Source organism: Blautia sp. AF19-10LB (assembly GCF_003461245.1).
GTDB classification, from domain to species: Bacteria; Bacillota; Clostridia; order Lachnospirales; family Lachnospiraceae; genus Blautia_A; species Blautia_A intestinihominis.
In genome coordinates, this window is sequence record NZ_QTWS01000058.1 from 1 (window position 1) to 11,524 (window position 11,524).

Consider the following 11,524-nt stretch of genomic DNA (forward strand, 5'->3'; position numbering starts at 1 on the left):
CAATTCATCTCACTACCTGCAGAGGTAGGAGAATTCTTGTTATATATTATGTTAAAAAAGAATTTAGAAGGAATCAGCCAAAAAGTCTTAACCGACAGTCTCCGTTCTATGGAAGAAGACGGGATCGTCACCAGAACCGTATACCCAGAAGTACCTCCACGGGTAGAATACGCATTAAGCGAACTCGGAGAGTCCATGCGGCCTATCATCAAATCTATGGAAGAATGGGAAATTTCATATAAAAATATGCAGTAGACTTGTTGAACAGTCACGGAAATTAGAATCGTCTAGATTTTTATAATTCTGTTAATCTCATTTAAACTTACTTATATTAAAGTCATCTACATCATCCAGCCCAATAGACCTGAACAGCACTTATCCTTATTACAGGCATCCACAACTACAAAAATACCGCCAGATGAAATATCTCCACTATGTGTAGACTATTTCACTGGCGGTATTTTCATCATCAATAAAGGAATTCTTTATTTTCTTACACCGCTTAACACCTTCGCGATCATGCAAGTAGCTCTACTTCAGTTTCTTCTTCAGTTCCTGGATCAGTTCAAAGTAATCTCTGTGTTTCATCTCCGGGAAAGCTTTGATGATTCGACCCTGGCCAAATACAGTATGGTTTGTGATGGAACTGGACAGTTCATCAAACTGTGCCTGAAGCTCTGATTTTTTCATGCGAAGCATTTCAATAGATTTTTCCTTCTGGGCGGCTGTTGCCTCAAGGAGTTCTGCTTTTGCAAGTGCAGCCTGTACCTTACCTTCACCGACCTTCTGTGCAGTGTCGATCGTGGTCGTTGCCAGAGTATTACTGAGTTTGTCGCTTACGATCCTCAGATCTGAGCTGACTTTATCCAGCTTGGTAAGTTTCTTGTTCAGACCACGGATAACTGCTACCGTCACAATGAAGTCTGTCAGATACACTGCATATAAAACAGCTATTACGATCCACTCCCAGGTTGCCGGGGTATGGGATGCCTGACTTTCTACATATTTCTGAAAAACCTTTACTACCATAACGATTGCAAGTCCCCAGATCAGCGAAAACTCCAGACAGATATATCCGTGGAAATTGAACGGCTTATCTGAATAGTCCCACCATCTCGCATGAAAACATACATCCAGCAGCCAGCCGGCGATCAGCTCCACTGCCGTTGCAAGGATAATTCCAAACAGAAAGATCATTGCATCATTCATCTGATGTCCGCCACTCTGGATCGTATTGAGCATGGCAAACACAGAAAGCACTCCGAATCCATACACAGGGCATACCGGTCCGTTCAAAAATCCCCGGTTTATAACCTTTCCAAGTGCTACCGCATGAAAAATAACTTCAACAACCCAGCCGCCAAAAGAATAAACCAGAAAATACAGGCATATCTGAAAATATGTCATTCCAAAAATCATGACTCTCTCCCCCTAAAAATCACTTCTTTCACCTGTCTGTTAATTCACTGTTATCAGATGTGGAAAAATTTCTGAATTGCTTTATAATCTCCAAGAACCAGAAGCGTACTGTCAGCTTCAAGAACTGTATCTACAGAAATTGTCACACTGACTTCTCTTTCTTTTTTTACTGCAAGAATATTTATATTATATCTTCTTCGAATATCCAGTTCTCCAACAGATCTTCCAATCCATTCATCTGGGATTGCTACTTCAAAGATCGCATGAGACGCATCTACTTCCATATAGTCAAGGATATGATCATCCGCATAACGGATAGATGCCCATTTTGCCACCTGTTTTTCAGGATAAACGACTCTGTCTGCACCATTCCGTAAAAGGAATTTTTCCTGTACGTCACGCTCTGCCCGGGAAATTACCAGATTTGCTCCCAGTTCTTTTAATAATGATGTTGTCTCAAGCGAATTCTGAAAACTGCCTCCAATGGTAACAAAGCAGATATCAAAATTTCCTATTCCCAGTGATTCCAGGAAACTGGCATCTGTACTGTCTCCAATCTGGGCATTGGTAACAAAAGGAAGGATTCTGTTGACTCGCTCCTCATTGATATCCACTGCCATGATTTCGTGTCCCATTTCATTCAGCTGCATTGCAATATGTTTTCCAAATCGTCCAAGACCAATAAGTAAAATATTCTTCATGCTCTCTCTCCTTTATCCAACTGTTATTTTTTCCAATGGCATTTTTGCATTTGTATTTCTTCTGGACACTACCGCATAGATCAGGGTCAGTCCTCCTACACGTCCCAGATACATAAGCACGATCAGTATCAGTCGTGACAGGATATGAAGCCCCGGTGTGATTCCCAGAGTAAGTCCTACGGTTCCTACTGCTGAAGCAGCCTCATACAGACAAAGCTGCAATGAAAGCCCTTCATAAACACTGATGGTTATTCCTCCAAAGAAAAACAATACAAAGTACAGCATTGCTATCGTTGCGGCATTTTTTATTACCTGACTGTCGAATCTTCTTCCAAAAGCCCCCGCATCCTCACGACTTCGAAATGTCGCAAACGCATTCAAAAGCAGGACTGCCACTGTCGTTGTTTTCATGCCACCTGCTGTAGAACTTGGTGATCCTCCCATTAGCATAAGAAGTATCATGATCGCCTGTCCCACCTCAGTCATCGATGACAGATCTGCGGTATTAAAACCAGCCGTTCTTGTCGTTACAGACTGAAAAAGCGATAACAGCGTCCGTTTCCCAATCGATACCTGTCCAAAGTCACAGACAAAAAAGAAGATCGCCGGGACAAAAATCAGGATTGCGGTCGTTAACAGAATAATCTTGCTCTGCATACGATAACGTTTAAATCGGAGTTTATTCGTATAAACATCATCCCATGTAAGAAAACCAATGCCACCAATGATAATCAGAAGCATAATCACTATATTTAACCAGAAATTTCCGGCATAACCACTCAGTGATACAAAAGTGTTATCTGCGGTACCAAGTATATCAAATCCCGCATTACAAAAGGCCGATATGGAATGAAAAATCGACATCCATATACCTTTTATTCCAAAATCACGGCAAAATATCGGAAGAAGCAAAACCGCACCAATTCCTTCGATCAGAAACGTTCCTCTCAGAATAAACTTTGTCAGGCGGACAATACCACCGACTTTTGGTGCTGAGATGGCATCCTGCATGGTACTTCGCTGCATCAGTGATATCTTTCGTCCTGACAGCATAAACACCGAAACGGCAACCGTTACAACTCCCAGGCCGCCTGTCTGTATAAGCAGCAATATCACTGCCTGTCCAAAACCTGACCAGTAGCTTCCTGTGTCCTGCACAACAAGACCCGTCACACATACAGCAGAAGTTGAAGTAAAAAGTGCCTGATCAAATGGCGTTACAACTCTCTCCGCAGATGAGACGGGTAACATAAGCAGGAGTGATCCCAAAAGAATCACTCCTGCAAAACCTAAAATAATCATCTGAAAGGATGTCAGATGTTTTCTTTTATGTTTTTCTGGCATAACTAATCTCCTCTTTTTTGATTTTAATAGTATTATATACCAAAAAAGAAGTTATACAAGCTTAATATTGATTATCATCTGATATTAAGCCCATATAAAAATTTCATTTTCTTTTTGTCCCACACTGAATTGCCTGTGTCGGACAGATCTTTTTACATCTTCCACAGCGAATACATTCTAAGCTGTTCGGGTTTTCCACCGGATTTACTTCCATCTGACATGCTTTTGCACATTTTCCACAGTGAACGCATTTTTCTGCATCCACTCGATAACGGAAAACAGAAACTTTATTAAATACAGAATAAAAAGCACCCAACGGACAGATATATTTACAGAACGGCCGATAAATGATAATGGAGAGTATGATTGTGATCACCAGGATCGTATTCTTCCACACATAGAGCCATCCCACTGCACTGCGCATGGATTTATTCAAAAGCACCAGTGGAAGCCCGCCTTCCAGCGTACCTGCCGGACAGATCAGCTTACAGAAATAAGGGGAGCCCTGCCCCATAATATCCACCACAAATAATGGCATCAAAACTACAAACACCAGAAGAATCACATATTTCAGTTTACGAAGCAGCTTATCTCCCCTGAATGTCCGAATCTTTTTGGGAAAAGGAATCTTATTCAAAAGATCCTGGATCAGTCCAAACGGACAGAGGAATCCACAGACAAGTCTTCCCAGCAGAGCTCCGATAAAAATCAGAAATCCAACTATATAATATGCCATTTTGAAATTCCAGCTACCGATCACTGCCTGAAAGGAACCAATAGGACAGGCACCTGTGGCCCCGGGGCAGGAATAGCAGTTCAGCCCCGGAACACATACATTTTTCAATTTTCCGGTATAAATCTTTCCAGTCACAAATCCGGAAACATGACTGTTTGTAAGCGCCGCCCACAAGGCCTGAATCCCATGGCGCGGCCACTCATTAATTTTCATTTTTTTGTTATCCAATTCCAATACACTCCATACAGATATTAATTGCCTTTGTAAAGACTACATCCACTTCGCCCCGGTAAATTCCAAATATCATCAAGAGGATTCCCAGAATCGCCAGCGCAGGACCTATCCACTTTGAATCTGTTATTTTTTTCATCATTTTTCTTATCTTTCTGTCAAAATCGCTTTATTATTTAGAAATGTTCTTGAGTTCTTTTTCTACGATTTCTTTCCATTCGTCCAGTGTATGGCTTCCTGAATAGGTTTCTCCTACAATATTTCCTTCTTTGTCAACAAAGAATGTTTCCGGGAAAGCAGAGATACCATTTAAACGTCCATTCATCATTGTTGAATCCGGGACCAGGAACGGATAGGAGGCTTTTGTCTTTTCCTGAAGAACACCGGCTTTTTTCACTGTATCCTCATTCTGTTTGGCATCATCACTCACTGTATCAAGAACGACACCGACAACTCCAACACCTTTTTCCTTCATCTCTTCATAGAGTTTTTCCAGCTCCGGAATCTCATTTACACATGGAGAACACCAGGTAGTAAAAACATTCACAAGTGTAAGATCATAATCGCTGAATACTTTTTCTGTATAATCTTTTCCATCAACGCCTTTTGTCTCAAACTTGCCTACAGTTGTAGAATCACCTTCATTGCTTGTCTCCTGTGGCTGGTCAAATGCGGAAAGCTTCTGGAATGGTGTCATCTCTGTGAGTGTCACATCAATTTCTTCCACTTCTTTTTTCAGGGATTCATCTGCATCTTTATTAGTGCTCAGATAATATTTATACTTTCCATCACTGCTGCTTCCGATTTCTTTGTGTTCTGTGCAGCCTGTGATCTTATCCAGTTCTTTCTCAGAATCTTCGTCATAGATTCCAATCGCTCCAACTTTTGCAAGACTATTGTACCAGTCATCATATGCTGTTCCCATCTTGTCAACCTCTGCCTCTTTCTGCTCCTCGGTCATTTCGCTCCAGCTTATATATGCATATTTAATTGCATCTGCATTGTCATTCCATACTTCATTTGTGATCATCGCAATGGTCTGCGCTTTTATCTGTTTAAGCAGTTCCTCCGGAAGTTTCATGTTAAGTCCAAGGAATGGATACTCATAAGAATCCTGTGCCTGCACAGTTGTCTCAGATGGTTTAAAAGTACCCTGTATAAAATCAGACGGAATTGCATCCCCTTCTGCAGCAGCTGCATCACCATCAACTACCATTCCGGCTTGGTCTGCCGGAACCGCCATTGCTTCTGTACTTTCTGCTGCCATTACTGATACACTTCCAAATGTAGATACTCCCAATACTGCTGCTGCCATAAGTGCTGTTATTTTTTTCATTCTGAATTTCATGATATTTATATCTCCCTTCATATTTGTCCTGTAATTTATAAATCGTTTTGTGTTTTTATTATACACGCTTTGATTACTGTAACCGTATTATATCATCCTGTCTATAAAATCTCTGTTAAGAAATCAAAAAAATCAAAATTTCTTTTTATTCCTGTATTTTTTACGGGAATTTTATATGGAACATGATATGATAATATCAGAGTTTCACTATAAGCATTTTAACCCCGACATCATATTTGACAAAGGAGATTTCTTATGCACATATTAGTGATAGAAGACGAAGAACAGCTCTGCTGCTCGATTGCAGAGGGACTTCGCCTGAATGGATACGAAACAGATACCTGTTTTGATGGAGATGAGGGACTGGAATTGTGCCTGACCGAAAATTATGATCTGATTCTTCTGGATCTGAATCTTCCCGGCATAGATGGTCTGGAAATCCTGCGGCAGTTCCGGGAAATAAACTCCTTCACACCTGTTCTGATCCTTTCCGCCAGAGGACAGATCCAGGACAAAGTAGAAGGACTTGATCTTGGAGCAAATGACTATCTGACAAAGCCTTTTCACTTCGAGGAACTGGAAGCCCGGATCCGCAGCCTGACACGGCGAAAATTTATTCAGGAAAATATCTGCCTGAAATGCGGACGTATCACCTTTGATACCCGTACAAGAAAAGCCAGCATCAACAACGAAGAACTTTCTCTCACCCGGAAGGAAACCGCACTGCTGGAATATTTTATGCTTCACCAGAATCGTATCATCGGCCCGGAAGAACTGATCGAACATATCTGGGACGGAAGCGTCAACAGCTTCAGCAACTCCATACGTGTCCATATTTCTGCCCTTCGCAAAAAGCTGCGCACGGCTCTTGGCAATGATCCGATCCAGAATAGGATCGGACAGGGCTATATTCTGACGGAGGATCTGAAATGAAAGAAAATCATACAATAAAAAATCCACTGAAGAAACGCTCCCTGCAGTGGCGGCTGACTTTGCTCATCACTCTGCTTGTAACCGTCACCTGCATTCTGATGTATTTTTTCATCAGTAATTCCGCTGTCACCGGAATGGAAAATCTTGAAAGCTACATCGTACAGATTAATAAAACTGACTCCACACCAATCACTTTCAATGTAGATCCATCCATATTGTTTCCGGATCTTTCCAATCAGGTGCAGGCGACCAAAGACTTATTTCGCATCAGAAGCATGATCGCTACCGGCATTATTATTCTTCTAAGCAGTATTGGAACTTATTTTATCAGCCGCCGTGCACTGACTCCTTTGCATGACCTCAGTACAAAAATTGGTAAAATACAGGCGCAGAATCTTTCAGAATCTCTGGAAATACCAGACAGTAATGACGAAATTTCCCAGTTGACTGCTTCTTTTAATAAAATGCTCTCTCGTCTGGATGATGCATTCACTGCACAGAAGCAGTTTTCTGCCAGTGCCGCACATGAGCTTCGGACTCCGCTTGCCGTCATGCAGACAAATCTGGAAGTTTTTGCCCGCAAAAAGACACCTTCCACAGAAGAATACCAGGAGATTTTCTCCTTGATTCAGGAACAGACCGGGCGTCTTTCTCATCTGGCAGAGATTCTTCTCGATATGACCGGTATTCAGACGGTTGAACGCTCTGAGACAATTTCGCTGGCAGAGCTTACAGAGGAAGTTTTCTGTGATCTGGCTTCAGTGGCTGAGCAGAAGCAAATTGAATTGATCCAAAGAGATGGCGACTGTACTGTTACCGGAAGTTATCTTCTTCTCTACCGTGCTGTGTATAATCTCGTGGAAAATGCTATCAAATATAACCATCCTTCAGGAAAAGTAACTGTAACTCTCCATCCAGGAAAAGTCATTCTGGATGCCTCTTCACAGCCTCATCCGGCAGACTGTGCTTTCATTGAAATCTCTGACACCGGCATTGGAATTTCTCCTGAATATCAGGAAAAAATCTTCGCCCCGTTTTTCCGCGTAGACAAATCCCGAAGCCGTGCCATGGGTGGTGCCGGTCTTGGACTCGCCCTCGTAACCGAAATTGCCAGACAGCATGGCGGACAGGTAAAAGTGCTCGAAAGCAATGAGAAAGGCAGCACGATCGCACTCATGCTGCCTCTATAAGAGCAGAGCCACCGGGGACGATATTAAAGCCACTGAAGACGGAGTTGAATACCATCAACCTCCGTCCCCGGTAGTTTTTGTCCCCAGTGGTTTTAAAGGCTTAATGAAGTCAGTATTGTATTGATCGTAACAATACCATCCAGCTGAAAATCGCTATTCTGAATTACAGCTGCAATATCTTCCAATGTTTCTGCCCCATCACTGTACGCCCAGACAACGGAAACTGCCGGTGAATTTTCTATCCCGGAAGTATCTCCGGCAATATAAAGTACGCCTTGATCTGTGTCTTCCTGTGTCAATTCATACGTACTCCAATCACTGGGAAGATACAGCTGAAATCCATCCTGAAATGGAACCCACGTTCCACTATACGATGCTTTTGTCTCATCAAAAACAATATCACTTCCATCTGCATGCTCTTCTGTACTGTTTCCCGCAGCTCCAACAATACTTCCAACCGTTCCACCGGAAATGATACTATTTGCTAAAGAAGGTTCCTGCTGTACAGCATCATCGGCTGCCTGTTGAATATCCTCCAGCGTTTTTTCTGCGCCTCCTGTCACGGAACGCTCACTGTCCACATGATTTGCGTAATCACTGTCACCTCCGGCAAGATAAGCCATACTTCCAGCCACCTGTTCCAGCATATCTCCTGTGTAATATCCCAGCGACTCTATCTCTTTTGTTCCAAACATATAGGTTCTATCATTTTCACTGAAAAAAAGTCTTCTGTCACGTACTACATATCCGCTCGTAGTATACGTGTAACCAATTTTTGTAAATATACGTCCTTCCAGTTCTACTGTATCCATGTCTTCTGATACTTGCAGATCACTGTAGTTTTCCGCCATATACTTTGTAAATTCATTCACAAAGTTAACAGACGCTGCATCATATTTTCCAATGATCACATAAGGAATAGACTCATCTGCCATCGCGTAAATATAAACAAATCCATCATCCTGGCGAATCGCAGTATAATCAGAAACCTGGACAGAAATCCCTATATCATCCAATGCTATAACATCTCCCTGAGGCATCTGTTCTGACTCTGACTGTACAACCGTATTTTCTTCAACTGCCATACTTCCCACCATTGCAGCATATACTGGAAGGGCACTTCCTGCCACCAGACCTGCTGTTACAAAAAACGTAACTACTTTTTTGCCTATGCGCGCTGTTTTTTTCATGCTCCTGTTCCTCCTTTCAATTTGGATAAAGCTGTGTGGTTCCGGCCGGTTGGTCCGTACCATTAGATACATAAACATTTCCAAGATCATCTGCGTACACATAATCATAAGAAGTCGGTATTTTTACATGCTCTCCATCCGGCAATGTATAATCGTTCTGTGAATAGATATAATCCGTAAAACGTTCTGCATCGTAAGTAGAATCGTTCCCTATCGATGCACTGACACTGTCCTGACAGTAATCTCCGATCTGTGACATACTGGAACTGCCACTGTACTGCATGATCTGCGTTCTTGCATCTATAAAGGCCTGCACAAACTGATCTGTCATTGCTGTATTCAAAACAAACTGCTCAAAATCCGCGTAACTGTTTTCATATTCATTTTCCGGCGTCAACATAAAAAATGTAAATGGCGATTCCCATGCGACAAAAGCAGTATGTGCAGTTGTATAGATCATATCTGCTGTCGAAGAAAGCTGTACTCCATTTGTTGTCGTCAATATCGTAAACCGAAACGGTATCTGATCCAAGGTAAGTCCATAAGTCCTCTCCGCCATTCCACTATAACTTCCATCTACCTGAAATCCACTTCCCTGTACCAGTTGCTGATTTTGCTGATAGTTTAAATTAGCCGATTCATCCAACATTTTCTGCTGACTCGGTGTAATCTCTGCCTGACTGAGTAATTCTGCCTGATTCCCATCCAGAATATTTTCTGTCATATAATCACAGTATTCTTCTGCCTTCATAAAATGTAACATTGGCACCATTGTCTGTGCATCAAACCAACCATCCTGGTGCTGGTTATAAGATACACCTCCCATTGAATAATCCAGCATATGCTCATAAGACACTGGTGAATAAAAGCCAAATATCGTGTTCTGATCCGCACTCATTGCAGTCAGATAAACCTGTGCCGGAGCAGAAGCGCTCTGCCACTTTCCACACCATGTCACATCCCCACTTACTGTATAATCTATCGGTACATAACCTCTGGCTGCGGTTTTCCTCGTTGAACTGTCCTGTATAGTCTGCACTTTATATGAGCGTCCTCCATTATTTCCCAGTGCCCATATATCTTGCGGACCAGTCATACTAACCGCAAAACTTCCTGCAACAGCTGCCATTATAAACGCTTCTCTTTTTTTCCGTTTCATATTCCTCTCCTTTTTCTCTACATCTTCCCGTCCTGAATCGGCAAAGTCATATTTTCCAGTGCATATCTGAGTTTCGGATGATGTATAACAAAATGGATAGCCGGTGCTCTGTTTTTGGATACCATGCACCATTTTCCTTCAAAGCAGGTAATTTGAATATTGCGAAAACCTTTCATCTGCGTCACATGGACTGTATAGTTTTTGTGATTTTCTGCATATGCCTCTGCTTCTCTTATTCCGGAAAGATATTCGTCATATGAAAGCTGGATATCTTTTTCCAGGAAACACTCTGCAAGAGAAAGCACCAATGGATATTTCTCATATTCTTCCGAAATGATTTCTGAAATCTCATCTTCCACGGTACTATGACTCAGGATCATTTCCAGTCTTTCTTTTTGCTTTGTATAACATTCCAGAACTATCTTCCGCTCATTTCCACAAATTGCATTGCGCTTCAGGATCTTCTCCAAAAGTTGTTCCGACATCGTTCCCAATGATGGAGCTGCCAGTACTCTCCGCCGATGCCCTTCCTTATGCATATCTTCATCCAGAAAAATATTTAACTTATTTCTTCGTTCCTTTCTGTAAATATCCATCAGTGAACTGGCTTTTTTCAGAAGGAATTCCATATTTTTTTTGCTGACTGCTACTTCCTCTTTACGACTGGTCAGATAATAATGTGCCAGACTTCTTTTTCCATTTCGTATCTTGGACAGATAAGATGGATCATAATGCATAAAAGCAGCTATTTTTGAGATATTAATGTCCAGCTCAGTCAGCAGCAAATTTACTTTTTGATTGTCAAAATGCAACTCCTTTTGGCCCGTCATCAGACTTTTACGTAATTTCTCAAATACCTGTTCTGCATTAAAATCCTGAATCATTTTGGTCTCTGCTATCTTTATGATTCCATCAGATAGTTTTTTGAGATACTCGCTGTCAGCAGAAGGCATCCTCTCTCCTTTACGATATCTGCTGATAACAGTCTCTGAAATCCCACTACTGACAGCCAGTTCTTTACCTGTGCATTGAATTTGTTTTATATACTCGTTCAGACATTCTTTAAAACTCACGCTCGCTTCACCTCATTTCTGTATATAAATCTTTAATACTATTATAAAAGATTTTCAAAAAATGCACAAAAAAATTACCACATCTGTCCAAGACAAATATGGTAATTTTTTCGATTTCATATTATCCAATGCGTCGTAAAACCCCTTGCTTTAGCTCTTAACTTGACCCATAAGTAATCATAGATATTTATATGTTCCCA

12 protein-coding genes are annotated in these 11,524 nt (G+C 41.6%); 3 read left to right on the top strand and 9 right to left on the bottom strand.

Annotated elements, in window-relative coordinates; translation table 11 throughout:
* On the top strand, positions 1 to 255 hold a 255-nt coding region (locus DWX28_RS18140; protein WP_147342122.1), incomplete at its 5' end, for a winged helix-turn-helix transcriptional regulator.
* Between the two features lie 276 nt (positions 256 to 531).
* Here DWX28_RS18140 and DWX28_RS18145 read toward each other — a convergent pair.
* The 6 genes from DWX28_RS18145 to DWX28_RS18170 all read right to left on the bottom strand — a co-directional run bounded on the left by DWX28_RS18145 (position 532) and on the right by DWX28_RS18170 (position 5,779).
* Positions 532 to 1,419, bottom strand: coding sequence for a putative ABC transporter permease (locus tag DWX28_RS18145; RefSeq protein ID WP_022213787.1), 888 nt, complete (start codon positions 1,417 to 1,419; stop codon positions 532 to 534).
* Between the two features lie 53 nt (positions 1,420 to 1,472).
* Complete coding sequence (locus DWX28_RS18150) at positions 1,473 to 2,120, bottom strand: potassium channel family protein (protein WP_022213788.1); 648 nt, start codon at positions 2,118 to 2,120, stop codon at positions 1,473 to 1,475.
* A gap of 12 nt (positions 2,121 to 2,132) precedes the next feature.
* The gene (locus DWX28_RS18155) at positions 2,133 to 3,497 is read right to left on the bottom strand and encodes a TrkH family potassium uptake protein (RefSeq protein WP_255420418.1); all 1,365 of its coding nucleotides are present in this window, start codon (positions 3,495 to 3,497) and stop codon (positions 2,133 to 2,135) included.
* A 70-nt stretch (positions 3,498 to 3,567) separates the two neighbouring features.
* Positions 3,568 to 4,413 (bottom strand): 4Fe-4S binding protein, encoded by an 846-nt coding sequence (locus DWX28_RS18160; protein WP_022213790.1) that lies wholly within the window; start codon positions 4,411 to 4,413, stop codon positions 3,568 to 3,570.
* 7 nt (positions 4,414 to 4,420) lie between these two features.
* On the bottom strand, positions 4,421 to 4,573 hold the full coding sequence (locus DWX28_RS18165; protein ID WP_005426325.1) for a CD1871A family CXXC motif-containing protein: 153 nt from the start codon (positions 4,571 to 4,573) through the stop codon (positions 4,421 to 4,423).
* 30 nt (positions 4,574 to 4,603) lie between these two features.
* Positions 4,604 to 5,779, bottom strand: coding sequence for a TlpA family protein disulfide reductase (locus DWX28_RS18170; protein ID WP_118254469.1), 1,176 nt, complete (start codon positions 5,777 to 5,779; stop codon positions 4,604 to 4,606).
* 255 nt (positions 5,780 to 6,034) lie between these two features.
* Here DWX28_RS18170 and DWX28_RS18175 point away from each other — a divergent pair, with 255 nt between their 5' ends.
* Positions 6,035 to 6,712, top strand: coding sequence for a response regulator transcription factor (locus tag DWX28_RS18175; RefSeq protein WP_118254472.1), 678 nt, complete (start codon positions 6,035 to 6,037; stop codon positions 6,710 to 6,712).
* The gene (locus DWX28_RS18180) at positions 6,709 to 7,902 is read left to right on the top strand and encodes a sensor histidine kinase (protein ID WP_118254475.1); all 1,194 of its coding nucleotides are present in this window, start codon (positions 6,709 to 6,711) and stop codon (positions 7,900 to 7,902) included. Before DWX28_RS18175 ends, DWX28_RS18180 begins: the two co-directional genes overlap by 4 nt.
* Before the next feature lie 92 nt (positions 7,903 to 7,994).
* Here the strand turns inward: DWX28_RS18180 and DWX28_RS18185 are convergent, their stop codons facing one another.
* The 3 genes from DWX28_RS18185 to DWX28_RS18195 are packed head-to-tail and all read right to left on the bottom strand — an operon-like array spanning position 7,995 to position 11,324.
* The gene (locus DWX28_RS18185) at positions 7,995 to 9,092 is read right to left on the bottom strand and encodes a hypothetical protein (RefSeq protein WP_022213794.1); all 1,098 of its coding nucleotides are present in this window, start codon (positions 9,090 to 9,092) and stop codon (positions 7,995 to 7,997) included.
* 16 nt (positions 9,093 to 9,108) lie between these two features.
* Positions 9,109 to 10,251 carry a hypothetical protein gene (locus DWX28_RS18190; protein WP_022213795.1) on the bottom strand — a complete coding sequence of 381 codons (1,143 nt, stop codon included), beginning with the start codon at positions 10,249 to 10,251 and terminating at the stop codon, positions 9,109 to 9,111.
* Positions 10,252 to 10,268: 17 nt separating this feature from the next.
* Positions 10,269 to 11,324: a helix-turn-helix domain-containing protein gene (locus DWX28_RS18195; protein ID WP_022213796.1), complete on the bottom strand. Its 1,056-nt coding sequence runs from the start codon at positions 11,322 to 11,324 to the stop codon at positions 10,269 to 10,271.
* Positions 11,325 to 11,524: the final 200 nt, after the last annotated feature.